Annotated in this window: 16 protein-coding genes; 3 read left to right on the top strand and 13 right to left on the bottom strand. The window is 70.3% G+C overall.

Going from position 1 to position 24,659, the window contains the following annotated elements:
* Nucleotides 1-121 precede the first annotated feature (121 nt).
* The gene (locus MXD64_RS00215) at nucleotides 122-1,333 is read left to right on the top strand and encodes a sensor histidine kinase (RefSeq protein ID WP_017887778.1); all 1,212 of its coding nucleotides are present in this window, start codon (nucleotides 122-124) and stop codon (nucleotides 1,331-1,333) included.
* Nucleotides 1,330-2,001 carry a response regulator gene (locus MXD64_RS00210; protein WP_017887779.1) on the top strand — a complete coding sequence of 224 codons (672 nt, stop codon included), beginning with the start codon at nucleotides 1,330-1,332 and terminating at the stop codon, nucleotides 1,999-2,001. Before MXD64_RS00215 ends, MXD64_RS00210 begins: the two co-directional genes overlap by 4 nt.
* On the opposite strand, the gene MXD64_RS00205 is transcribed toward MXD64_RS00210, so the two are convergent.
* From MXD64_RS00205 to MXD64_RS00165, 9 genes are all read right to left on the bottom strand, one after another.
* Nucleotides 1,998-2,756: a triose-phosphate isomerase family protein gene (locus MXD64_RS00205; RefSeq protein WP_159556190.1), complete on the bottom strand. Its 759-nt coding sequence runs from the start codon at nucleotides 2,754-2,756 to the stop codon at nucleotides 1,998-2,000. The genes MXD64_RS00210 and MXD64_RS00205 overlap by 4 nt on opposite strands.
* Nucleotides 2,753-4,459 (bottom strand): dihydroxyacetone kinase family protein, encoded by a 1,707-nt coding sequence (locus MXD64_RS00200; RefSeq protein ID WP_056072624.1) that lies wholly within the window; start codon nucleotides 4,457-4,459, stop codon nucleotides 2,753-2,755. Before MXD64_RS00200 ends, MXD64_RS00205 begins: the two co-directional genes overlap by 4 nt.
* On the bottom strand, nucleotides 4,456-5,847 hold the full coding sequence (locus MXD64_RS00195; protein ID WP_017887782.1) for an MFS transporter: 1,392 nt from the start codon (nucleotides 5,845-5,847) through the stop codon (nucleotides 4,456-4,458). Before MXD64_RS00195 ends, MXD64_RS00200 begins: the two co-directional genes overlap by 4 nt.
* A 148-nt stretch (nucleotides 5,848-5,995) precedes the next feature.
* Nucleotides 5,996-6,775 (bottom strand): SDR family NAD(P)-dependent oxidoreductase, encoded by a 780-nt coding sequence (locus MXD64_RS00190; protein WP_017887783.1) that lies wholly within the window; start codon nucleotides 6,773-6,775, stop codon nucleotides 5,996-5,998.
* Between the two features lie 16 nt (nucleotides 6,776-6,791).
* Nucleotides 6,792-7,745 (bottom strand): 3-hydroxyacyl-CoA dehydrogenase family protein, encoded by a 954-nt coding sequence (locus tag MXD64_RS00185; RefSeq protein WP_017887784.1) that lies wholly within the window; start codon nucleotides 7,743-7,745, stop codon nucleotides 6,792-6,794.
* The gene (locus tag MXD64_RS00180; protein ID WP_017887785.1) at nucleotides 7,742-8,764 is read right to left on the bottom strand and encodes a sugar phosphate isomerase/epimerase family protein; all 1,023 of its coding nucleotides are present in this window, start codon (nucleotides 8,762-8,764) and stop codon (nucleotides 7,742-7,744) included. Before MXD64_RS00180 ends, MXD64_RS00185 begins: the two co-directional genes overlap by 4 nt.
* 93 nt (nucleotides 8,765-8,857) lie before the next feature.
* Nucleotides 8,858-9,574, bottom strand: a complete 717-nt coding sequence (locus MXD64_RS00175) for a GntR family transcriptional regulator (protein ID WP_017887786.1) — start codon at nucleotides 9,572-9,574, stop codon at nucleotides 8,858-8,860.
* Nucleotides 9,575-10,031: 457 nt separating this feature from the next.
* Nucleotides 10,032-10,640, bottom strand: a complete 609-nt coding sequence (locus MXD64_RS00170; RefSeq protein WP_031260109.1) for an RHS repeat-associated core domain-containing protein — start codon at nucleotides 10,638-10,640, stop codon at nucleotides 10,032-10,034.
* A gap of 948 nt (nucleotides 10,641-11,588) precedes the next feature.
* The gene (locus MXD64_RS00165; protein ID WP_162243028.1) at nucleotides 11,589-15,818 is read right to left on the bottom strand and encodes an RHS repeat-associated core domain-containing protein; all 4,230 of its coding nucleotides are present in this window, start codon (nucleotides 15,816-15,818) and stop codon (nucleotides 11,589-11,591) included.
* A gap of 499 nt (nucleotides 15,819-16,317) precedes the next feature.
* Between MXD64_RS00165 and MXD64_RS00160 the strand changes: the two genes are divergently transcribed.
* Entirely contained in the window at nucleotides 16,318-17,172 is an 855-nt protein-coding gene (locus MXD64_RS00160) for an aminoglycoside phosphotransferase family protein (protein ID WP_056072670.1), read from the top strand.
* Nucleotides 17,173-17,193: 21 nt separating this feature from the next.
* Here the strand turns inward: MXD64_RS00160 and MXD64_RS00155 are convergent, their stop codons facing one another.
* The 4 genes from MXD64_RS00155 to MXD64_RS00140 all read right to left on the bottom strand — a co-directional run bounded on the left by MXD64_RS00155 (nucleotide 17,194) and on the right by MXD64_RS00140 (nucleotide 24,598).
* Nucleotides 17,194-18,096, bottom strand: a complete 903-nt coding sequence (locus MXD64_RS00155) for a GNAT family N-acetyltransferase (RefSeq protein ID WP_194589895.1) — start codon at nucleotides 18,094-18,096, stop codon at nucleotides 17,194-17,196.
* Between the two features lie 177 nt (nucleotides 18,097-18,273).
* A complete protein-coding gene (locus MXD64_RS00150; RefSeq protein ID WP_263136911.1) occupies nucleotides 18,274-20,223 on the bottom strand; it encodes a S9 family peptidase in 1,950 nt (649 codons plus the stop codon).
* The gene (locus MXD64_RS00145; protein WP_263136910.1) at nucleotides 20,220-22,013 is read right to left on the bottom strand and encodes an N-acetylglutaminylglutamine amidotransferase; all 1,794 of its coding nucleotides are present in this window, start codon (nucleotides 22,011-22,013) and stop codon (nucleotides 20,220-20,222) included. Before MXD64_RS00145 ends, MXD64_RS00150 begins: the two co-directional genes overlap by 4 nt.
* Nucleotides 22,013-24,598, bottom strand: a complete 2,586-nt coding sequence (locus MXD64_RS00140; RefSeq protein WP_263136909.1) for a carboxylate--amine ligase/circularly permuted type 2 ATP-grasp protein — start codon at nucleotides 24,596-24,598, stop codon at nucleotides 22,013-22,015. Before MXD64_RS00140 ends, MXD64_RS00145 begins: the two co-directional genes overlap by 1 nt.
* Nucleotides 24,599-24,659: the final 61 nt, after the last annotated feature.

Genomic DNA, 24,659 nt, shown 5'->3' with positions numbered 1-24,659 from the left:
GCCACGCTGCTGCTCTGCGCCGCGATCGTCACCACGACCGTCATCGCCCTCGCCGCCATGACCGCGGGCGCGTGACGTCGGTCCGCGCTGCACGGCGTGGGCGGCATGCGATGATCGAGCCGTGACCGAACGGGGCAGGTTCCTCCGGCCGCTCGCCACCCGGTCGATCGTCGTCGACGTGGCCTGGGCGGTCCTGGCGGCGTTCGTCTTCCTGCTGCCCATCGACCTCGAGCTCGAGCACGCGAGCCTCGCCGCGGTGCTGTCGGCCTCGGTGGCGATCGCCCTGCGCCGCATCTCCCCGTCGGCCGCGATGGCGATGGTCGTCGTCCTCGGGGTGATCCAGGTCGGCGGCGGCGAGCGCCCGTCGCTGGTGGACCTCGCGATGTTCGTCGTGATCGGGACCGCCGCGGTCGTCGGCACCCGCACCGAGGTCGTCGTCTCCGGTGTGCTCGCGGTCGTCGCCGGAGCGGGTGCGACGGTCTACCTGGCGTCGACCGGCTTCCGGTTCCTCGTGCTCATCAACGGTCCCCGCGACCAGGCGTTCCTGGCGATGGCCGCCCCGGTGACCGCGCTGCTCGGGGTCTGGGCGGGCGGTGTCGCCGTCCGGGCCTTCCGCTCCCGCGACCGCGAGTCGGAGCGCCGTGCCGATGCCGAGGCCGCAGCCTCACGTGCCGAGGCCGTCGCCACCGAGGCCGAGGCCACCGCCACCCGCGCGATCGACGTCGCTGAGTCCGAACGCATCCGCGCGGACATCGCCCGGGACGTGCACGACGTCGTCGGCCACTCGCTCGCGGTCATCATCGCGCAGGCCGACTCGGTGCCGTTCCTCGACGACGAGGCGCGCATCCGAGCGGTCAGCGCCACCATCGCGAGCACCGCCCGCAGCTCCCTGGTCGAGGTCCGACAGGTCCTCGGCCACATCGACGGCTCCGCCGAGGCGACCGGCCCGGGCTCGCTCGAGGAGATCGTGCAGGGCATCCGCGACGCCGGGGTCGACGTCGACCGCACGGTGCGCGGGGTCCCGCTGGCCCTGCGCCCGGACACCGGCACCGCCGCCCGCCGCGTGCTGCAGGAGATGCTCACGAACGCCCTGCGCCACGGCGCCCCCGGCAACCCGGTCGTCGTGCGGGAGACCTGGCGGAACGCCGACCTGGTGCTCGAGGTCGAGAACGTCGCCGGTGACGGCACCACGGCCGGCTCGGGCCGCGGGATCGACGGCATGGACTCGCGCCTCGGCGCCCTCGGTGGGTCGTTCGACGCCGCCGTGCTGGACGACGTGTTCACGGCACGCGCCCGCATCCCGTTCGACGTCCAAGGGGGACCCGTCCGATGACCGGACCGATCAGGATCCTGCTCACCGACGACCAGGCGCTGTTCCGCGCGGGGCTCCGGGTGGTGCTCGATGCCCAGGACGACATGCGTGTGGTCGGTGAGGCCTCCGACGGGGCCGAAGCGCTCGCGCTCATCCCCGAGGTGCGGCCCGACGTGGTGCTGCTCGACATGCGGATGGCCGGCATGGACGGCGTGGAGACCGTCCGGCAGCTCTACTCCGGCGCCGTCCCGGGGCCGCTGCCGCGCGTCGTCGTGCTCACCACCTTCGGGCTCGACCCGGCGGCGGCGACCGCGATCCGGCTCGGCGCCAGCGGGTTCCTGCTCAAGGACACCACGCCGCCGTTCCTGTTCGCCGCTGTGCGGGCCGTGCACGAGGGCAGCTCGGTCATCGCCCCGAACGACCTCGCGCAGCTGTTCGGCACCGACGTGGCACGGGCCCCGGCACCGCAGCCGCCGGAGTTCGCGACCCTGACCGAGCGGGAGCGCGTCGTGTTCGGGTGGGCGTCCCGCGGCCTGTCGAACGCCGAGATCGCCACGAAGGAGTACGTCACCGAGTCGACGGTGAAGACCCAGATCTCGAGCATCCTCGGCAAGCTGTCACTGCGCGACCGGGTGCAGCTCGTCGTCTACGCCCACGACCACGGGCTGGCGGGCACCCGCGAGGACTAGTCCGCGGCGACCTCGTCGAGGATCGCCTCGACCGCGGCCGGGTCGTGGGCGAAGCGTCCGAGGAACAGGCCGCTGATCCGCCCCTGCCCCCGGGTGAGCAGACCGGGCCCGGCGCTGCCCCCGTAGAGCACGGTGCTGCCGTGCAGCTCGGGCCGCGTGGCGAGGTGCTGCTCGATCCCGGCGAGCACCGCCACGATGTGGTCGTCCGGTGCGGGTACCGGGGCGCCGATCGCCCACACCGGTTCGTAGGCGACGGTCAGGGGTCCGGCGAGCCCGTCGGCGACGGCGGTGGAGACGGCCCGGTCGAGCTGCGCGGTCACCGCCGCCACCGCTTCCGTCGGATCGGAGGCCCGGTCCGGCTCCCCGACGCAGACCAGCGGACGCAGGTGGTTGCGGAAGGCCGCGTGCACCTTCCCCGCGATCGTCGCGTCGTCCTCGTGGAACAGGGAGCGCCGTTCGGCGTGCCCGATCTCGACCAGGTCGACACCGATCTCCCGCAGTTCGGCGCCGGAGACCTCGCCGGTGAACGCGCCCGCGTCGGCCCACGACAGGTCCTGCGCGGCGAGCTGCACACCGGTGCCGGTGAGCAGCTCACGCACCGGGACGAGGGCCGGGAACGTCGGCGCCACGAAGAGCGACGCCGCACCCGAGCGCACCGCGGGGTGTCGCCGGGCGATGTCGGCGACCTCGGCCGCCCACGACAGCGTCCGGGCGTGCGAGAAGTACGTCTTCAGCGACACCCCGACGGTGATCACGGGGCGACCGTCTCCACGACGAGGGCGAAGGACAGCGCACCGGGGTCCGCGGTGCCGACGGCCTGGTCGGCGTGCGTCCGCGCCCGGCCCATCCTCGGCACCAGGGACTCGGTGGCGTCCGCTGCCTGACGGGCGGCACGGGCCGCGTCACCCCAGGCCTCGGCGAGCGCCGCCCCGGCGTCGAGCCGGGTGCGGAGCACCTCGTCGAACGGCACCAGCGCGTCCACCATCGTCTTGTCACCGACGGTGGCGCCGAACGCGAGCACGGCCTCGGTGGCCGCGCGGACCCCCTGCGCGACGGTGGCACCCGACGGACGCGAGTCGTCCCCGACCACGCGACCCAGTGCCTCCAGGGCGGCACCCCAGATCGCACCGGACGTGCCGCCGGCCTTGTCGGACCAGGCGTCCGCGGCGACCAGCAGGACGGTGCCGGCACCGGCACCGCGGCTGACCGCGTCGGCGGCCGCGACGTCGGCGGCGTGCGATCCGCGCTGCATCCCGATGCCGTGGTCGCCGTCACCGGCCACGGCGTCGATGCGCCCGAGTTCGTCGGCGTGCTCGTCGAGGACGGCGCGGACCGCGGCGAACCCGGCGGCGACCTGCTCGGCGACCGCACGGGACTCGTCGGTCGCCTGGCCGATGCCGACGCCCTCGGCGTCCGCCGCCACGGTGGACGGGTCGACGCGCTGTTCGGCGACGGCACCGCCCTTGCGGTAGGCGGGGGTGTCCGCGGGTGCTGCCCAGAGTTCCTCGAGCTCGTCGTCGAGCCAGAACAGCGTCAGGGAGACCCCGGCCATGTCGAAGCTCGTGACGAGTTCGCCGACCTCGGGCTCCACGATGACGACCCCGGCGTCCGCCAGGCGCCGCTGCACCGAGCGGTAGACGACGAAGAGCTCCTCGTACTTGACCGAGCCCAGACCGTTCAGGATCGGGACCACCCGCTGGCCCTCGAGTGCCACGCCGTCGGGCAGTTCGTCGAGCAGCCGGCACACCAGCAGCTCGGCCAGCCCGTCCGCGGTGGGCACGTCCGTCTCGTCGATGCCACGCTCGCCGTGGATGCCCATGCCGACCGCCATCCGGCCCTCGGGGACCGTGAACAGGGGTTCTTCGGCACCCGGCAGCGAGCACCCGGAGAACGCGACGCCGAAGCTGCGCGTCCGGTCGTTCGCCCGCTCGGCGACGGCGGTGACCGTGTCGAGGTCGTCCCCGCGCTCGGCGGCGGCGCCGGCGACCTTGAAGACGCAGAGGTCGCCCGCGATGCCGCGGCGCTTCGCGCGGTCGTCGGCCGGGGCGCTCGTCACGTCGTCGGTGACGCGGACCGTCCGGACCGGGATGCCGTCGGCCTCGAGCGTGCGGGCAGCGGCGTCGAAGTTCAGGACGTCTCCGGCGTAGTTGCCGTAGCTGAGCAGCACCCCACCCCCGTGTTCCGCGGCCTTCGCGACGCCGGTGACCTGCTGGGCGCTGGGGCTGGCGAACAGGTTGCCCATCGCGGCACCCGCGGCCAAGCCGTGTCCGACCAGTCCGCCGAACGCGGGGTAGTGCCCCGAGCCGCCGCCGATCACGACGGCGACCGTGCCGTCGGGGCTCGTGGTGGCGCGGGCGACGCCGCCGTGCACCTTCCGCACCCACCGTTCGTTCGCGGCGACGAAGCCGTCGGTCGCCTCGTCGGCGAAGTCCGCCGGGTCGTTGAACAGTCGGGTCATCGCTTGCTGCCCTTCGGGTCGGTGGTGCGGACGTGCGAGGTGTCGAGCAACTCGTCGGCCTTGGCCCCGCGGAAGAACTTGGTGCAGAAGATCATCACCGCGGCGACGAACGCCAGGACACCGAGCGAGACGATGCCGAACGCACCGCTGTCGGTGGGCACCACCTCGTTGATCGCGGTGCGCATGATCGGGGCGACGAACCCGCCGAGGTTGCCGAGCGAGTTGATCAGGCCGATGCCCGCGGCGGCTGCGGCACCGGTCAGGAACGCCGTCGGGTACGCCCAGGTGATCGGGCCGACGGACAGGAAGCTCGCGACGGCCAGCGTGATGAACAGGATGCCGAGCACCGGCTGCCCGTTCGCCCCCGCCCACGCCGAGCCGAGGATCGACAGGCCGGTCGTGACGTAGAACAGGGTGCCCCAGCGCCGGCGTCGGCCGACGGAGTCCGCCCGCGACCCGATCAGGTAGCAGGCGACGAGCCCGACGAGCCACGGGATCGCGGTCACGAGCCCGACCTGCCAGCCGACGTCCTGCCCGAGCAGCGAGGACACCTGCTGCGGCAGGTAGAACGTCGTGCCGTACACGGCGACCTGCAGGCAGAAGTAGATGATCGTGAAGTACCAGACGCGCCCGCTCGCCATCGCGCGCCAGATGCCCTTCGGGCCGTCCTCGGTGCGAGCGGTGTCCTCGCGCTCCATGGCCGCGGTGAGCGACGCCTTCTCGCCCGGTTCGAGCCACTTCGCCTGCTGTGGACTGTTCGTCAGGAACACCAGGGCCGCGACACCGGCCAGCACCGCGAGGATGCCCTCGCCGGCGAACATGACCTGCCAGCCGTGGAACGGGGTGACCTGGTCACCGACGCTGATGAGGCCGCCGGACAACGGGGCGCCGATCATCTGCGAGAACGGCTGCGCCAGGTAGAAGATCGCGAACATGCGCACGCGCACCTTGTTCGGGAACCACTCGGACAGGTACATGATCACGCCCGGGAACAACCCGGCCTCGGTCACACCCAGGATGAACCGCAGGATGATGAACATCGTGTCGTTCGTCGTGAAGGCGAACAGTGCGGCGACGATGCCCCACGTGACGGCGATCCGGGCGAGCCAGAAGCGCGCACCGAACCGCTTGAGCAGCAGGTTCGACGGGATCTCGAAGATCGCGTAGCCGATGAAGAAGATGCCGGCGCCCAGGGCGAAGGCGGCGTCGGAGATACCGCGGTCGACGCGCAGGGCCTCTTCGGCGAAGCCGACGTTCGTGCGGTCGAGGAACGCGACGAAGTACAGGATGACGAGCATCGGCATGAGGTGCTTCGTCGCCTTGCCGATGGCGGACTTCAGGCCGGGGTCGTTCGTCGACCCGAGCGCGGGGGCAGGGGGTAGTGACACGGGATCGCTCCTTTGCGAGCACGGTGCGGTCGTTCTGGCGTCCGGCGGTCGGGCCTGTCGGCTGGTCGGCCTGTCGGCCTGTCGGCCTGTCGGACGGGAGGCACGGATCGCGTCGCCCGGTCGGCGCGCGTTCCGTGGGCGGCTGGCCCTAGTGCATGTACAGGCCGCCGTCGACGTTGAGCGTCTGGCCCGTGACGAACCCGGCGTCCTCGCTGATCAGGTACGCGATGGCGGCAGCGATGTCCCGCGGGGTGCCGATGCGCGGCAGCACGCCGTCGGCGGCCATCTCGGCCTTCCGCTCCTCGGACAGGGTGCCGCCCATGATGTCGGTGTCGATCGGACCGGGGGCGATCGCGTTGACCGTGACGCCGCGTGGGCCGAGCTCGCGTGCCAGACCACGGGTGAGGCCGATCACGCCGGCCTTCGCCACCGTGTACGGGGTCTTGCTGAAGGTGCCGCCGCCGCGCTGGGCGGAAACCGACGACAGGTTCACGATGCGCCCGTAGCCGGACCGCACCATCGACTCCGCCGCCCGCAGGCTGGCGAAGTGCACGCCGTCGAGGTTGATCGACAGCACACGGTGCCACTCCCCCTCGGGCAGGTCGAGGTAGGCGTGCGCGGAGGAGACCCCGGCCAGGTTCACGAGCGCGGTGATCGGCCGGAGTTCGGCCTCGATCGTGTCGAAGGCCGCACGGACGGCGGACTCGTCGGCGACGTTCGCACCGACACCGACGGCCCGCACGCCGTGCTGTTCGCGGATCTCGGCGGCGACCTGCTCGCTCGCCGTCTGGTCGAGGTCGACGATCCCGACGTCCCATCCGGCCTCGGCCAGGTGGTGGGCGGTGGCGCGGCCGATGCCCCGCGGTGAGGCGGCCCCGGTGAGGACGACGGTGCGGGTCTGTTCGGTCTGGGGGTTCTGCGTGCTCATGGTTCGTGCTCCGGGCTCAGTGGATCGGTGCCGGGCCGAGCTCGTCGAGGAGCTTCTGCATCGCGACGTACGCCTTGTTCCGGTAGGCGACGAGCTCGGGCGTGCGGTCGGCCGGCACCTCGAGGTACCCGGCGCCCGACTTCGTGCCGAGCTCACCTGCGTCGACGTGCTGCTGCAGCGACGGCGGGGTGGCGAAGCGCTCGGGCCAGCGGGTCTGCAGCGACTCGAAGCAGAAGGCGTAGACGTCGAGCCCTGCCATGTCGGCGATCGCGAACGGGCCGAAGAACGGCAGGCGGAACCCGAACGTGGTCCGCACGATGGTGTCGATGTCGTCGGGGCTCGCGATGCCCTCGTCGGCGATCTTCGTGGCCTCCTCGAACAGCGCGTACTGCAGGCGGTTCAGGACGAACCCGGTCGAGTCCTTCACCCGTGCCGACTGCTTGCCGGTCGCGGCGACGACGGTCTCGCCGACCTCGATCGCGTGCTCGTTGGTGGTCGGGTGCGGGATGAGCTCGACGCCGGGGATGAACGGAGCCGGGTTCGAGAAGTGCACGCCGAGGAACCGCTCCGGGCCCACGACGGCCTCGGCCAGCGACTCGATCAGGATCGTCGAGGTGTTCGAGCCGATCACGGCGTCGGGGCGGGCGGCCTCGCTGATGCGGCGGAGCGTCGCGTGCTTGATCTCGAGCTTCTCGGGCACGGCCTCCTCGATGAAGTCCGCGTCGGCGACGGCGGCCTCGATCGACTCGGCAGCGCTCAGGTGTGCGCGGACCCGATCGACGGCGTCCTCGGGGAACAGCCCGTCGGCGACGAACTGCGCAGTCTCGGTGAGCAGCCGCTCCAGGTTCTGCTGGGCGATCTCGGCCGAGACGTCGGCGATCCGGACCGTGTGGCCGGCGAGGGCGAGGACCTGGGCGATCCCGCCGCCCATGTAGCCGGACCCGACGACGGCGATGTCGAGGGTGCTCATCGGATTGCTCCTTCGGTGCTGGTTGCTGCAGTCGGGGTCGCCGTCGCGTCGAGCTTCGTCGTCGCGAGGACGGATCGGATGTACTGCTGGTTGGTGGCGCAGACGCCGAGGCTGTCCCCGCCGTACTGCTCGGTCATGACGATCCCGCGGAACCCGTCGGCGACGGCGTCGCGCAGGACCTGGCGGTAGTTGATGAGGCCCGTCTCCATGGTGCTCGGCGCACTCGTCGCCCAGCTGCCGTCGCCGGCCTCGTCACGCGTGTAGTTCTTCACGTGCAGGTAGTTCGTGTGCGGCATGGTCTTCGCGAACAGCTCCCGCCAGTCCTCGACCGGACGGTGCAGACGGATGAGGTTGGCTACGTCCGCGTTCAGGCCGACGTTGTCGAGCCCGATCTCCTCGACCAGGCGGACCGCGCTGTCGGCAGTGCCGAGGTACGTGTCCTCGTACAGCTCGAGCGCCATCGGCAGCCCGACGCTCGCAGCGTGCTCGCCGAGCTCCCGCAGTCGCTTGACCGCGGCGTTCCAGACCTCGGGGTCGTCGGGGTCCTTCGGGCCCGGCGCCGTCCAGAACCACAGCGCCCGCTTCTGGGCGTCGGTGAACGGCTGGTGCAGCCCGGTCGAGAACACCTGCATGCCCCACTCGGCCGCCGCGTCGATCGTGCGGTGGGCGTAAGCGAGGTTCTCGTCCTCGTGCCCGGGCTGGATGACGCTCTTGCGCTGCAGGTGCACCGACGGGATCCCGATGCCGTGCGACTTCGCGACGGCGAACAGCTCGTCGCGGCGCGAGGCTTCGAGGTCAGCGGGCCGGATGTGGCTGTCAGCGAGTTCGGCCAGCGAGAAGCCGACGGCCTCGATCTGCCCGAACACCTCGTCCCACACCTCGGCGGGGGCGTCGTGGAATGCCGTCCCGTCGCGGGTGACCTGCGCGAACCCGTGCAGGCACGCGGCGACCGGCCAGGTCTCCGACGTCCAGGTGGTGGGGTCCCAATCCTGGTCGACCCAGTCCTGTGGAGTGGTCACGGAATGCTCCCTTGCATGTCGTGGTGGTTCAGCCTTGAACCTCTTTCCTATAGGAAAGATACTCGCACGACGCCGGAACGCAACCCCTCCGCCTCAGCTCGTGTGGGACGCGTCCGCGCGCGAACGCAACCGGACGGCGTCGATGTGGAGCCGCATCGCGGCGACGGCCGACGTCGGGTCCGCAGCGAGCGCCTCCAGGATGGCCCGGTGTTCCTGGACCGCACGATCCGTGTCGTCCCCGCCGCCCTCGACGATCTGCCGCATGCGGTGCACGCGCGTCGTGATGATCTCGGACATCTCCTCGAGGAACGGGTTCCGTGTCGCGTCGAAGATCAGCTGGTGGAACTGCCAGTCGCTGCGGAAGAAGCGGGCCATCAGCTCTTCCGGCGCGTGCGCAGCACCGACGGACGCGACCTCGGCGGCCACCGCCGCCTGCTCGTCGAGCGCTGCCGCCAGCCGCTCGCGCAGGCCGTCGACGTCGCCGCGGGCCGCGAGTTCGACGGCGCCGCTCTCGACGATGAGCCGGGCGTCGAACAGGGCCTCGAGCTGGTCGCCGGCCAGGGGCGGGGAGACCCGGTACCCCTTGTTCGCTTCACGGGTGACGAGGCCGGTGCGTTCGAGTTGCACCAGGGCTTCGCGGACCGGGGTCGGCGAGACCCCCAGCGAGCGAGCGAGGCCGTCGATCGACAGCCGCATGCCCGGTTCGACGTCGTGACCCATCAGGACCTCGAGCACCCGGTCGTAGACGCGGTCGCGCAGGCCGAGCTGCGTGATGCGCTCCGTCCCGAAGCCGGGCATGGTCGTGGACATGGGTCGATCCTAGAGAATCCACGACTCGGGCTGAGTGCGAGGGCTCCGACCAGGCTGCGCTGCCATCGGCCCCCCACTCTTGCGAAATCGACTCACCCGCATGATCGGGCTCACGATGGACTTGCTCGCAGACATTGCGGCCTTCCAGTCCCCTTCACCTGATCGACCATGCGCCCTTGCCCCGACACGACGCCCGAATGTCGTGGTTTCTCCGTCAAAGGCCGCTCACGTCCTAGTTCGTCAGGACAAGGAGGATCAGCGCCACCCCGTCGATCAACGCGACGATGATCCCACTCCAGAACCATCGCCCTCCGGCTCCGCGATGGAGCTTTCCGTCGCGCCATCCTTCTGTGGAAATTGTTCGCTGGACACCCACTCCAACGAGCACCAGTGCGCCGACTGCAATAACCAGCAGGACTGTCCATGTGATCCAAAAGCCCGACATGTCGCGGCCCTCCTAGCCACGCGGCAGGTACTTGATCAGCTTGCCGGCGATGCCACCGCCGAAGCCTCCAATAGCCCCGCTTACCGTTCCTTCGAGTGCCGCCTGCCCATAGTTATCTCCACCTTCAACTGCTTCCTGGGCGATACCGCCAAAACCTCCGAACACTCCACCCAAGACCACTCCACCCACCAAGCAACCGATTCCTGCGGTTGACGCGCAAACTGCGGCGGTCCCGACGGCAGCGATTGTCGCCACACCCGCATTGACGGCCGCTCCCCCGACGCTACGACCCGAGGAATCTGACTTATTGATGGGGTCAGCTCCCGCGAACGCGTAGCGGTTGGCATTACTCGGGCTGAGGGGCGCGTCGAGAGTGTCACGTTCGATCCACCCGCCCGTGACGCTGGACTGCCAGCGGTACCCGAACTTGGTGAGCCCGTTGTCGGTGCTGGACGAGCGGAGACCACTCTTGAACCCGTAGGGGTTCTGCTTCCACTGCGCGCTGTCGCCGCCGACGGTGACGGTTTCGACGCCGTACGGGTCGTACGAGACGGTGTACGCGGTCTTGCCAGTGTCAGCGATCGCGGCGACAGGGTTGCCGGTGCCGTCGATGACCCACATGCTCGTGGTGCCGTCGGTGGTCTGCAGGTCCAGCGGCTGCCCCGTGCCCGGGTCGCTGATTTGCCGGTGCTATGCAACGCTATATCTCGGTGAGCACCCAAACCATCAGCGATGCTTAGTGCGACTTGGGAACGCTAAGCCTATCGCAAAATATCCGAGGAGAGCAGCACTCACTACGGCTAGGGAGCCACGCCATAAACTACCCTCTACGAAAGAAAGCACAGCGTAAATTCCAATGATCACGGCCGCTACGCCCATCACCCCAGCCACTAACTTCTGTTCGTTTTTACTTCGTGTCCTGTTGATGATTCACACCCCTATCGCGGGTTCAACCGCGGCCGAGTGATCGGTTGTCGGAGGAATCGAGGAGGATCGCTACACGGGTGAAACGCTCCGCGCGCGACTGCACCGTTCGATCGGGGGAGCAGCCGCGACGGCTGGCGCCCTCGCGTAGATCTGACCGTGGCGCTCGGCACGGGCGCGTCGGATCGCGGACTGTTGCCGGCGCCATCGTGTTCCTAGGGCTACGGTCGCGCGCAGGGGTCGCACCAGCTCCTGTGCGGACCGGAGTCGAGACGAAGCTCCTCCGGTCCGTTCCACACCCCAGTGGGGTCGCGCAGACCGTGCGGTGAACGACCGGCTACCGGACAGCCCAAGCCTTGATCGCTTCGGCGATGGTCGCACCGTCCTCACCCGGCGACCGCTGGACCAGTAGTGGAGGTCTCAACCGATGGAGCGGTCGCTCGCACCAACTACTGCGAATCGTCCGGTGTTAATTTGAGCACAACCAAGATGGGCGGCAAAACGGCTACTACGAAAGCGCCAAGAATGATCAGCGCAAACACTATGTCAACCTGTTGCAGTCCGACAATTAGTCCAATAACGAGGACACCCACAAGAGCAGGCGAAATCGCGACAATGCGATCGCGTTTCGGGTTGGATTGTTTTTTACTCACTATAACCTCCAGCAAGGGACGCGCCGAGCACGAAACCGGCACCGAATATTGCACCCAACGCAGTGCCGATTGCAGCCCCCGGTCCTGCACCTGGCCCACACCCAATTGCGATGGTGGCGATGCAACCGACCGCAGCCCCGATCCCCGTTCCGACGCCTGTTGCAAGAAGGAAGTCCGCTCCCGCCAGCCTCCAATTATAGAGGCCAGTCGGATCACTGCCGTTGATCGGATCGGCACCCGCAAAGGCGTAGCGGTTGGCGTTCGTTGAGCTGAGGGGTGCATCGAGGGTGTCGCGTTCGATCCATGCCCCAGTGATGCTGGACTGCCAACGGTAGCCGAACTTGGTGAGCCCGGTGTCGGTGTTGCTCGAGCGGAGCCCGACCTTGAACCCGTAGGGGTTCTGCTGCCACTGCGCACTGTCGCCGCCAACGGTCACGGTTTCAACGCCGTAGGGGTCGTAGGAGACGGTGTACGCGGTCTTCCCGGTGTCGGCGATCGCGGCGGCCGGGCTGCCGCTGCCGTCGATGACCCACATGCTCGTGGTGCCGTCGGTGGTCTGCAGGTCCAGCGGCTGCCCGTTCCCCGGGTCGCTGATGACCGACGCAGTCCCGGTGCCCGCGATGGTGCGGCTGGTGATCACGGGGACACCGTTGGAGTCGGACGTGCCATACGTGTAGTCGTACTCGGTTCCCCCGTCGGTGGCCTGCGAGAGCAGCTTGTTCATGTTGCCGCCGGCGTACTCGTAACGGGTGGTGACGCCGTCCTTCGTGGAGGACGTCATCTGCTGCGCCCCGTTGTAGGTGAACGTCTGCCCGGGCGCCTTCACCAAGTTGCCGACACCGTCGTACGCGTAGCCGTCAGAGGTGATCTGCCCGACGGTGTTGTAGGTCAGCGTCTGCGAGCTGGTGACGTCGCCGCCGCGCTTGGCGGTGAGCCGGTTCCCGGCCGCGTCGTAGGTGTACGCCCACGTGATGTTCGTCGCACCGCCGGCCTGCGCGGCCTTGGTGAGGCGACTGTTCGAGTCGTACGTGTACGTGGTGGTCTGCTGGGTGATGTTGTCCTTGACCCACTGGATCTTGTCCGTGGCGTTCGCACTGTTCGTCGCCGAGCAGTCGCCCCCGGCGTCGATCCCGGTGATGTAGCAGTACGTCAGGCTCACGACGGGCTTGGACGGGTCGTCGGCGTTCACGGCGCGAACACCGGTGACGTGGTCGGACACGCCGTAGGTGATCGTCTGGTGCGCCTGCCACGACGTCGGGTCCTTGGTCGGATCCGTGTTCTCGACAGCGCCGAGCCAGGCGTCGGTGCGGCGGCCGTGGTCGTCGTTCTTGTAGACCTGCTTCGCCGTACCGCCGTTCGCGGTCGGGTAGGTGGTGCGGGTCAGGACATTGGCGACGTCGTAGTCGTGCGTGACGGTGCCGTGGGCGTCGGTGACCTTGGCCGTGTTGCCGGCGAGGTCGTAGCCGTAGGACACGGTGCCACCGCCGGCGGTGTTCACGGTCGAGGTGAGCCGGTTCCGCTGGTCGTAGGTGTTGGTGATGGTGCCGGTCGCGGATTGCTCGGTGAGCTGATTGCCGTTCCCGTCGTAGGTGTTCGTCACCGTTGCGGTGCCGTCATCGAACGAAGTCGTCAGCAGCCGGTCGTCGTTGTCGTACGAGTACGTCGTGACGCCGCCGTCACCGTCGGTGTGGTTCTTCACACGGCCGAAGTCGTCGTAGGAGTACTTCTGTTCCCCGACCGTGTTGGCCGGCGCCGTGATGGCGAGCAGCTGGTCGTGGGTGTCGTACGAATACGTCGTCTTCCGATCACCGTCGCCGGGAGCCGTCGCGGACTTCACCGCACCCCACGCATACGGGTCGGTGCCCTTCTTGTTGTACTCGAGCTCTGCCTTCGCCGCCTCCGGACCGGAGCCGCCCGTGGCGGTCGACGTTCGGTTGCCGGGGCCGTCGTAGCCGTAGTTGGTCTCATTACCCGAGCTGTCGGTGACCTTTGACGGCAGGTAGGCAGCCGATCCGGAACCGTACGTCGCCGAGTTCTTCGTGCCCGCGCCGGACTCCGACTGCGTCAGCGACTGCTCGTTGTTCGCCCCGTAGGTGTTCTTCGACGTCGATGCGCTTGCGCCCGCGCCGACACTCGAGTTCTCGACGCCGTTGTTCGTGGACTTGTAGGAGCGGGACTGTTCCCGCTTCGCGGCGTCGACGACGTTCGTGACGAGATCGTTCCCGTCGAGGGTGTAGTTGGTGTACTTCGTGTCCGCCACAGCGACCGACTGATCGGACCGCGGGTCAGCAACCAGCGTGGTGGTGTCGTCCTTGAACGAGAATCGCGTCACAGCGGTCCCCGGCGAGCCGGCAGTGGTGTTGCGCTGTTCGACCTTCGTGACCCGGTCGGACGAGTCGTACGTGAACGCCGTCACGCCACCCTCGGGCGCCGTGATCGAGGTCAGGTTTCCGCTGGTGTACGCGAACGTGGTCTTCTTGCCGAGCGCGTCCGTGTACGTGGTGATGTCGCCGGTGCTGTTCTTCGTCCACGACACGCTCCGCGAGCTCGAGCCACTGGTCTGCGAGAACGTCTGCACACCGTTGGCGTACGACGAGTTCGCCGTCCGGGCCCCGGTGACACCCGCGGTCGAGACGAGGGACTTCAGGGTGAAGCCCGGCTCGTCGGAGTTGAAGCTGATCTGGTTCTTGTTCCGGTCCACGATCGAGGTGGGCTGACCCGCGAGGTTGAAGTGCGTCGTCGAGTTCGACGTCCACCCCTTCAACGTGTACTCGTGCGTCGTGCTGTTGTCGACGCGGGTCAGGGTCTGCTGCAGACCAGCCGGGCTGGTGAAAGCGCCCTGCGCCCCGGACGGACGGAACTGCCACGTCGTCCCGACGGCGTCCGTGTAGATGACACCGTCGGCGTTCGCGGTGAGGTCCCCAGCGCCGGCGAGGGCGTACTGCCACCGGTTCGCGTCCATCGTGTTGGTGTCACCGACGGTGGTGCTGCGCGAGTTGTACGCGGCGCCGATCGTGGTGTTCTCGGTCACTCCCGGCAGGCTCATCGCAGTCGTGCTGACCAGCAAGTTGCCGGTGCCGACGTCGACGGACGCGTTGGTCTGGTCCGTGATCGGGAACGGGAGTGTCGTCGCCGAGGTTCGTTTGCCGGTCCGGTTCGTCTCACCCGGGCCGCCGGGCAGCGAGTTGTACGCACCCTGCAGGTCCACGAGGTAGTCCATCGCCCCCTTGCCCATGTTCTTGATGCGGATCTTCCCGTTCGCCCCCACCGGAGCGACCACGGTGTTCGACACCTTCGAGGTCTTGTCACTGCTGATCGCCGACGAGGTCGGCTCAGCCGCACCATCGGCCCACATCTTCGCGTACGAGTCCGCACCGCTGTCGTTGACCGCAGTGAACGTCACCGCGGCAGCCGACAAGCCGCCCTCAACGGTCGGGGCGCCCTGGACGCCACCGACCTGCACCGTGAACGAGGCACCCGAAGCGATGCTCGCGGTCTTGCGGGTGTCGATGAGGCGACCGTTCAACGGGGTGAAACCACCGCCCGGGTTCGACTTGAGGAAGTAGCCCTGGATGTCGACGACGAGGTCGATCTTCCCGCCCTCCGCGGCGGTGTCGATGCTGAACTTCCCGTCGGCGTTCAACGCGACCTGCGCGTTCATCGCCGTCTCGAGGTCCTCATTCGAGTTGTAGTTGAGGACGCCGGTGCTCCGGGTCTCACCGGTGGGCGTCGGACGGACGTAGCCGGCCTTGCCCGATCGGTTGATGACGATGATGTTCACCGCGACCGCCGCGGCACCCTCGGGGATGCCGTTCGAGCCCGTCGCCTGGATCGTGCGCTGCGAACCCGCGGGGATCTGCCCCTGCGCGCCACCGATCCCGCCACGAGAGTCGAGCACGCGCGACGGGGACATCGCCACGAACCCACCGGCCGAGACACCGTTCTTCGTCGACGTGTAGTAGCCGGTGATGTCGATGATGACCTTCGACTGCGCCGTCTCGGTCCGCACCTGGATCGTGCCGTCGTCCGCGACCGCGAGCAGCCCGGTGTTCGACCGGTTCCCACCGACACCGGAGTTGTAGATCATCAGCAGCGTCGTCGTGTCGGCATCGTCGGCACGCATCTGCAGCTGCCCCGACCCCTTCGGGTCAGCGACCGTGACCATCATCGTCACGGCGCCGATCCCCGACGACGGGAGCCCGGCGGCTCCGGCGATCTTCACCGTGCGGAACGTCCCTGCCGACGTCGCACCTTCCAGCACGCGGGCGTTCGAAGGCATCGGCACGTACTGCCCGCCCGTCCCGGTCACCACAGCCTGTGCCGATGTCGGCTGCGACACCACCACCAACAACGAACCCAGCAGGGCGACCAACGCCACCACCGCCAGCATCACTCCACGAACACGACCGGACCACGACGCAGCGAACACGCTCAAGAAACCCCTCTTGCGGCTGCTGCAGCTCACCAGTCCCTGCGACGGTGCTGTGCAGCCACACAGCACGTTACGGAGCTTCGCTCACGCATGCTCCCCCACATCGGGGGGTCGATAGTTGCATGATGGAACCGATAAGACCGGCCCAGAAACACCGGGGTTCCGCGCCCCCACGGCGCCGGACTCGGAACGGTGATCTTCACGGGTACTGCAACGATCCGCGCGATCCGGACACCGGACGCGGGCTGCAGCCTCCCGAGCTGTCGGAGCAGGACGGTAACGTGCCGCCATGCACTGGGGGGACACCGGACTCGATGACGACCAGATCGCGTTCGTGCAGGAGACGCTCCACGATGCCGTCGTCGTGGCCGATGACTCGTGGGGGCTCCTCGACACCAGGGTCCTGCACATCCGCGCTGGCGACGACGGCTTCACCGTGAAGGCCTCCGGCCCGACCAACACGCACTTCCCCCGCGAGCTCGAAGCGCACCGCACCGCCACCGCCGCGCTCCGAGCGAGCGGGGACACCGGTGCCCTCGTCGCGGCGAACGAGGAGCACCGCGTCCTCGTGCTCGAACGCGTCCCCGGGCACCTCGCCCTCGGGACCCCGGACGAGCACGATCCAGACGTCCACCGTCAGGCCGGATCACTGCTCCGACGACTGCACGACCAGGACACCCGCCAGGACCCGACGTTCCTGCAGCATGAGCAGGCGAAGGCACTGGCCGCCCTCGACGCACCGCACCGGATCCCCGACGACGTGGTCGCCCGCGCACGAGCGGCACTGCGCGCGCTCCCGAACGACACCTCGACGCAGTCCCTCGTCCCGACCCACGGCGACTTCCACCCGCGCAACTGGATCGTCGACGGCGGCCGACTGCGCGTCATCGACTTCGGCCGGTTCGGCTGGCGCCCCGCGTCCTTCGACCTCACCCGCCTCGCGGTGCTGCACTGGCAGCACGATCCCAGGCTCGAAGCGGCGTTCTTCGACGGGTACGGCGACGATCCGCGCACTCCGGACGCGTGGCGCTGGCTCCAACTCCGCGAAGCAGTGGGGACGGCGACCTGGGCCTACGCGGTCGGCGACGAGGGCTTCGAAGCCCAGGGCCACGACATGCTCCAGGGTGCCCTCGCCGCGTTCTGACCCGTCAGACCGGAACGCAGCTCACGGCACCCGCACGAACCGCGGCGCCCCACGGTCCCGCAACCGGAAGCCGAGGTGCTGGTAGAGCCCGATCGCACCGGTGTTCCCGGCGGCCGCGTGCATCAGCGGGGTCTCGCCCCGCTCCCGGATCCCGTGCGCGACGGCGAGCACCAACCGGCGCCCGAACCCCTGCCCCCGGTACGCGTCGTCCGTGCACACCGCGCTGATCTCGGTCCACCCCGGCGGGTGCAGGCGCTCCCCCGCCATCGCGACGAGCCGTCCGTCCCGCCGGATGCCCAGGTACGTGCCGAGCTCGATTGTCCGCGGCAGGAACGGCCCGGGCTTCGTCCGCTCGACCAGGGCGGTCATCTCCGGCACGTCGTCGGGCGTCAGCACGACGGCTTCGTCGTCCGGCGCACCCTCGATCGCCTCACCGGTCAGCTGCACGCCGCCGGCACCCTCGACGAGGTCCCACCCCTCGGGCAGGACGGCAGCCGCACCGACGCCGAGCATCCCGCCCGACCCGAGCAGCGCCCGGACGTCCTCCCAGTCCTGCGCGGTCGGCTGTGCGGGGATCCCCGTCCACACCGACACGTCCGTCTGGTAGCGGACGACGTCGCCGCGCCGCTCGGCGAACCGCGCGTGGTGGCTGTTCAGTGCGGCCATCGCGGGGGCGTCGAGCATGCGCGTCGGGGTGCCGTCGTCGGCGATGGTCAGGTCGAGGGTCCGGAGCGCCTCGCCCCGGGAGTCTCCGCCGCGGAACCCGAGGTCCTCGATCCGCCGACGATCGCCGTCCGCCCACCCGGCGGTGTCCGCGACCACGCCCGAGGCGTACTGGTTCGTGGCACGGTGGACGACCTGCTCGACGTCCGCTGCCGAGGCCACGAGGACCTCTCCGGGTCGCGTCAGATCAGTGGTCGTCATCCCACCATTGTCCGCCCGCGGCGAGCGCCGCCGGCGCATCGTTGCACCCGGTGACGGCACGGTGCGAAGTTGACCACCCGGTGCGAGGAAACAAGCTCGCACCGAGCGTGCAACCTCGCACCACGAAGAACCCGCGCGCGCACCAGACCAGCACCGAGCACCCCGCCCCGCCAGGCCTCACCCCAGCCGCGCCGCCACGAACTCCACCATCCGCCGCACGAGCAGCGCCTGCGACGCCGCCCGCCGGTACTCGTGCCCCTCACCCTCGAGCTCCAGGTACTCCACGTCGTACGCCCGCTCCCGCAGCGCCGCGACCACCTGGTGCGCCTCACCGATCGGCACGTTCGTGTCGAGCTCCCCGTGCACGACGAGCAACGGCGCCGTGACGTCGTCGATCGCCCGCATCGGCGACAGGGCCGCGAGCAGGGCTTCGTCCTCGACGGGGTGGCCGTACTTCGTGGCGGCAGCGGCCGCGATCCACGGTTCGGTGTCCCGGTAGAAGGTCGCGAAGTCGCTCATCCCGCACACCGCGACCCCGGCCGCGAACACGTCGGGCGTGAACGCCAGGGACGCCAAGGTCGCGTACCCGCCGTACGAGCGCCCCTCGACGGCGACCCGGGAGCGATCGGCGTACCCGTTGGTCACCAGGAACCGCGCGCAGTCGACGACGTCGGCGAGCGCGTTCCACCGCAGCGCCAGGTCGTCGGCGTGCACGAACTCGTGACCGTACCCGGAGGACCCGCGGATGTTCGGCGCGAACACGGTCACCCCGGCGGCGGCGAGCGCCTGGTGCTGCGGCGAGAACGTGGGGCGTTCCTGCGACTCCGGTCCGCCGTGCAGGTGGACGAGCGCTGCGCGCGGGCCGGGAGGCACGGCAGCAGCAGCACGAGCGCCGACGGCCGACGACGTGGCCGGCTCCACGGCCCGGTACAGCCAGCCGGTCAGCTCCAGTCCGTCACGGGCGGCGAACCGCTCGAGCGTCGGCTCGACCAGCTGCACGTCCGGCAGCGCGGGGACGTCGGTGACCCGGCTCCAGGTCAGCGCGTTCGTGTCGAGCCGCCAGAGTTCGCGCGGACGGGTCGGCCCCTCGACGGCGAGCAGCACGCTCCGGCCGTCACGGCTGAGCACGGGATCGGTGACGACGTACCCGGGCAGGTCCGGCACGGGGGTGCGCGAGGCGTCGTGGGTGTTGATGAGGTCGAGTTCGCTGCGACCGTCGACGTTCCAGACGAGCAGCAGCGTGCGGCCGGCGTCGTCGGCGTCCAGGTACTCGAGCTCGGCGTCGTCGCGCTCGACGATCCGCCGGGGTGTGCCACGCCAGCCGTGCGGGCCGACCGGCTGCGCGACGAGGCCGCGGCGGGGCAGTCCGGCCTCGGTGGCGACGTAGGCGACGAGCGGGCTGGTCTCGCTCGCGGGCGAGGGCCGCAGGAACGCGATCTCGGCGGACCCGTCGGGGTCGTCGGCGAACAGGGCGTGGCTCTCGTCGGTCAGCCGGTCGACCACCACGACGAACTCCTGGCCGCGCTGGCCGTCGCTCAGCACGACGAGCCGTTCCTCCACCGACAGGTCGAGGATGTGGATGAGCTCCCCCACGGCCAGGTCGTCGCGGTCCCCGGTGACCGGGTCGACCAGGTACGCGCGGGCCGGCTGCTCGGGCTCGGTCGAGGGCAGGGTGATGACGACCCGGTGGCCGCTGCGGCTCCACGGCCCGAGTTCGGCGTGCTGGTACCGCGAGCCGGCGATCTGCGCGGCGTCGGAGCCGTCCGGCCGCACCACCCAGACCTGTTGCTTCACGCCACCGTCGGTCGCGAGCGCGACGGCGAGCCACTCCCCGTCGGACGACCACGACACCCGGATCACGGGGTCGTCGGACAGCGCGATCCGCACCGGTTCCGCCAGCTCGCCGTCGACGACGACGTCCTGCACGAAGACCTCGGGGGTGCCGTGCCGGTCGCTCACGAACGCCACACGCCGGGCGTTCCGGGTCATGGTCGGTCCCCACGACCCCCAGGCGGCGGTGAGCCGCGCACCCAGGTCGGCCGCGGCCCTGGTGGTGACCGACGGCTCGACGGTGGCCGACGACGCGACGCCCTGCGCGCCTCCAGTCCGGACGGAACCCACGGTCACCGCACCCCCTGCTGCTGCAGCCACATCTCGATCAGGCCGAGCTGCCAGAGCGCGTTCGCGCCGATCGCGGTCCTGGTGCTGTTCGGGTCCTGCAGCATCCGCTCGACGGTGGCGGGGTCGAAGAGCCCGCGCTCCCGCGCCTCGGGGGCGTGCAGCGCGTCCCGGACGCGCTGCAGGTACGGACCCTCGAGCTGCCGGATGGCGGGGACCGGGAACGAGCCCTTGCTGCGGTCGATGACGGCGTCGGGCACGATCCCGCGCGAGGCGCGCTTCATCACGCCCTTGCCGCCGTCGGTGAGCTTCATCGACGGCGGGATCGCGGCGGCGAGCTCGACGAACTCGTGGTCCAGGAACGGCACGCGGGCCTCGAGCCCCCACGCCATCGTCATGTTGTCGACGCGCTTCACCGGGTCGTCGACGAGCATGATCGTCGTGTCGCTGCGGAGCGCGGCATCCACGCTCGTCTCCGCGCCCGGCCGTGCGAACTGGCGGTCCACGAACGCCGACGGGGTGTCGTCGTCGCTCTTCCACCGCTCCCCGAGCAGGCCCTGCAGCGCCGGCCACCGGCGGTCCATGAACACGGAGCGGTAGGCCTCGGCGGCCTGGTCGCGCGGCACGTCGGCGAGCGGCGGGTACCAGTCGTAGCCGGCGAGCACCTCGTCGGCGCCCTGGCCGGACTGCACCACCTTGACGTGCTGCGAGACCTCCTGCGACAGCAGGTAGAAGGCGACGCAGTCGTGGCTGACCATGGGCTCGCTCATGGCGGCGACCGCACCGTCGATGCCGTCGAGCAGCCGCGACGAGGGGATGTGGATGCGGTGGTGGTCGGTGCCGAAGTGCTTCGCGACCTGGTCGGAGTACTCGAACTCGTCGCCGGATTCACCACCGGCCGCCTCGAACCCGATGCTGAACGTGGCGAGGTCCTGTTGCCCGGCCTCGGCGAGCAGCCCGACCACGAGCGAGGAGTCGATCCCGCCGGAGAGCAGCACCCCGACCGGCACGTCGGCGACCATCCGACGCTCGACGGCGGCGCGGAGCGAGCCGATGAACGCCTGCTCCCAGTCCCGCTCGGACCAGTCCGCCCTGGCGGGGTCGCGCTCGAAGCGGGGCTCCCAGTAGACGGTGTCGTGCGCGGTGCCGTCGGGCTCGATCACCCGGACGGTCGCGGGCGGGAGCTTGCCGACGCCGGACAGGATCGTGCGGGGCGCGGGGACGATCGAGTGGAAGCTCATGTACGAGGCGAAGGCGACGGGGTCGATGGACGTGTCGATGCTCGACCCGTCGTCTCCCGCCAGGATCGCGGGCAGGGAGCTCGCGAACCGGAGCCCGCCCGGGACGGGCGCGACGTAGAGCGGCTTGATGCCCAGCCGGTCCCGCGCCAACACCAGCCGGCCGCTGGCGTGCTCCCAGATGGCGATGGCGAACATCCCGATCAGGTGGTCGACGAACCCGGTGCCCCACTCGGCGTACGCCAGGGCGATGACCTCGGTGTCCGACGTCGACGCGAACCGGTGCCCCTTGCCGTGCAGCTCGTCGCGGAGCTGCCGGTAGTTGTAGACCATCCCGTTGTAGGCGATCGTCAGCCCCGCCTCGGCCAGCACCATCGGCTGCGCGCCCGCGGTGGACAGGTCGACGATGGACAGCCGTCGGTGCCCGAGCGCGACCGGGCCGCGAGCCCACAGGCCGTCACCGTCCGGGCCGCGGTGCGTCATGCAGCCGGTCATCCGGGCGACCGCGCCGACGTCCGGCGCTCGGCCGTCGAACCGGATCGCACCCGCGAGTCCACACATCAGCGCTCTCCCTCGGTGTCCGCCGGGGCGGAGTCGGTGTTCGCCGGGGCGTTCCCGACGATCCACGTGTCCTTCGCGCCGCCGCCCTGCGACGAGTTGACGACCATGCTGCCCTCGGGCGCGACGCGCGTCAGGGCCACGTCGGCCAGGTGCACGTCGTCCGGTCCGGTCCCCGTCGCGTAGACGAAGGCCCGCAGGTCCACGTGCCGCGGGTCGAGCCCGGCCGGTCCGATCGTCGGGTGCGAGGACAGCTGCACCACCTCCTGCCCCACCCACCCGGCGGGGTCCGCGGCGATCTCGCGCCGTCGTTCGGCGACCTCGGGGGCGCTCGCGCTCGGTCCGATCAGGACCCCGCGGCCACCCTCGCCGTCGACCGGCTTCGTGACGAGTTCGCCGACGCGGTCCAGGACCGACAGCCGTTCGACCTCGATGCTCGTGCGGTACGTCGGCACGGACGCCAGCAGGGGTTTCTCGTCCAGGTAGTACCAGATCAGGTCCGGCACGGTGACGTACATCGCCTTGTCGTCGACCAGCGCGTTGCCCGGCGCGTTCGCCAGGTAGACGCGTCCTGCCTCCGCCGCGTCGAGGATCCGCGCACCGAGGTCGGGAGCGTGCTCCGCCGTCAGCGCGCTGACGTCGCGGTCGATCCGCAGGTACAGCCCGTCGAGCACGTCACCCGTCGTCGCGTCGACCACGCGTCCGTCGCGGACGTCCAGGTCGGACCCGGACACCAGGCGCAGCCCGGCCCCGTCGGCCAGCCTGCGGTGCTCGAACCACGCGCCGGCGGCGGGGCCGTCACTGACCAGCGCGATCACCGGGTCGGTCGCGCCCGTCACCGCGGTGGTGTTCGCGCAGAGGGTCCGGCGCAACCGGTCGGTCACGCCGTGCGGATCGCGCAGGTTCGCCGGCCGCGGGGCGTCCGGCACGACGTCGTCCATCAGCTCGCGCAGGGCGATGCCGTACGCGACGCCCGAGGGCGAGCGGACGTTGTCCTCGAGCACCCGCCAGCCGCCGAACTCGTTGCGCACCAGGTCGAACCCGAGCACCGGCGCACGGACCGCGGTCGCCGGCAGCCGCGTGGCGTCCGGGTCCCAGCCCTTCGCACCGACGAAGTGGTCCGCGTCCAGCACGCCGTCGGCCACGATCCGCCGATCGCCGTACGCGTCGCGCAGGAACAGTTCGATCGCGCGGGACCGCTGCCCCAGGCCACGCTCGAGCTGCGACCACTCGTACGCGCTGATCGTCCGGGGCACCAGGTCGCAGCCGAACGCCTGCGCCCCGCCGTCCACCACGAAGCCGACGTGGTGCTCGCGGGTCCAGACGTCGCGGGCGGTGCAGCGGTCGATCGCGGTCTCGGCGTCCCAGCCGTCGAAGAACGCCGCCAGGTCACGGAACGCCGGACGGGGGCGTGCCCCGGGGCCCACCGCCTCGTCGCCGGCGCGGACGCGGTACCCGGGGATCGGGACCACCGGGTCCTCGTCGCGTCCGGACGGCAGCCCCGCGGTGTCCTCCACCACCAGGGCGACGACGTCGTCGATCTCCCCGCGCTCGGCGTACGCGGTGCGCTGCCGGTCGGTGGAGTTGCCACGGGCCAGGGTCGCGTCGAGCAGCTCCGTCACCGTGCCCCAGTCGCCGAGCTCCTCGAGCTCCGGGCGCAGCCGGGACACGAGCTGGCGCACCGCGACCTCGGCGGGCAGGCGTTCGGGGTGCTGCCCGAGGCCGACCAGCTCGCCGCTCAGCCCGGAGCGGGCGGCCTGCCACATCGCCGCACGGTGCAGCGGTTCGCTGCGCGGGTGCCACTCGGCGCCGGACACGACCGACTTCTCGGCCTTGCGCACGGCGGCGCGGAAGAGTCCGGCGATGAGCACGGCGTCGTCCACCACCGGGGTCGCGTCGCAGACCCGCAGCTCGAGCGTCGGCGCGTGTGACGACGGCCGGACGTCGAAGTAGGCCATCTTCTTGTCGGCGATCACGCCCGAGGCGATCAGGTCGTCGAGCACCCGGTCGTACTCGGCGGCGTCCTCCACCGGGCCGAAGCTGCCGGCCGACGGCCACCGCTGCCAGATGATGCTCCGGAACGAGGCGTACCCGGTGTCCTGCCCGTTCCAGAACGGACTCGACGCACTCAGGGCCAGCAGCACCGGGAGCACCGGCGCCACCCGCTGGGCGATCAGCACCGCCAGGTCGCGGTCGCTCACCCCGACGTGCACCTGCAGGCCGCAGATGAGCTGCTCGTCGACGAGCATCCGGTACTGCTCCTGCATCCGGCCGTACCGCCCGCCGGCGCTCAGCTCGAAGTCGGCGTACTCCGACCTCGGCGCGGTGCCGACGGCGGCGATCGTGACCCCGGCCGGGGCGATCGCGGCACTGAGCTCGCTGCGCAGGTCGACGATCACCCGCCGCAGGTCGTCGAGGGTCCGCACCACCGGGGTGTTCGTCTCGATCGTCGTGCGCTGCAGCTCCGCGCCGAAACGGTCGGTGGGCAGCTTGGGCAGAAGGCGGGGGGCCTTCGCGGAAAGTCGGCCGGACTCGAGGTCGATGAGGTGCAGCTCTTCCTCGGCGCCGAGCGTCAGCTCTGCACTCATGGCTGGAACCTACGCGAGACGCCCGTGCCGTGTCTGCCGCGGCACTCCCCCGACTCACACT

It is taken from the genome of Curtobacterium sp. Arg-1 (assembly GCF_025643395.1).
GTDB lineage: Bacteria > Actinomycetota > Actinomycetes > Actinomycetales > Microbacteriaceae > Curtobacterium > Curtobacterium poinsettiae.
This window is presented reverse-complemented; position numbering and strand designations above follow the sequence as displayed.

Coding starts and splice junctions, on each gene's coding strand:
- MXD64_RS00210 (WP_017887779.1), top strand. CDS start 1,330: ATGACCGGACCGATCAGGATCCTGCTCACCGACGACCAGGCGCTGTTC.
- MXD64_RS00200 (WP_056072624.1), bottom strand. CDS start 4,459: ATGACCCGACTGTTCAACGACCCGGCGGACTTCGCCGACGAGGCGACC.
- MXD64_RS00190 (WP_017887783.1), bottom strand. CDS start 6,775: ATGAGCACGCAGAACCCCCAGACCGAACAGACCCGCACCGTCGTCCTC.
- MXD64_RS00185 (WP_017887784.1), bottom strand. CDS start 7,745: ATGAGCACCCTCGACATCGCCGTCGTCGGGTCCGGCTACATGGGCGGC.
- MXD64_RS00175 (WP_017887786.1), bottom strand. CDS start 9,574: ATGTCCACGACCATGCCCGGCTTCGGGACGGAGCGCATCACGCAGCTC.
- MXD64_RS00170 (WP_031260109.1), bottom strand. CDS start 10,640: ATGTGGGTCATCGACGGCACCGGCAACCCTGTCGCCGCGATCGCTGAC.
- MXD64_RS00160 (WP_056072670.1), top strand. CDS start 16,318: ATGCACTGGGGGGACACCGGACTCGATGACGACCAGATCGCGTTCGTG.
- MXD64_RS00155 (WP_194589895.1), bottom strand. CDS start 18,096: ATGACGACCACTGATCTGACGCGACCCGGAGAGGTCCTCGTGGCCTCG.
- MXD64_RS00145 (WP_263136910.1), bottom strand. CDS start 22,013: ATGTGTGGACTCGCGGGTGCGATCCGGTTCGACGGCCGAGCGCCGGAC.
- MXD64_RS00140 (WP_263136909.1), bottom strand. CDS start 24,598: ATGAGTGCAGAGCTGACGCTCGGCGCCGAGGAAGAGCTGCACCTCATC.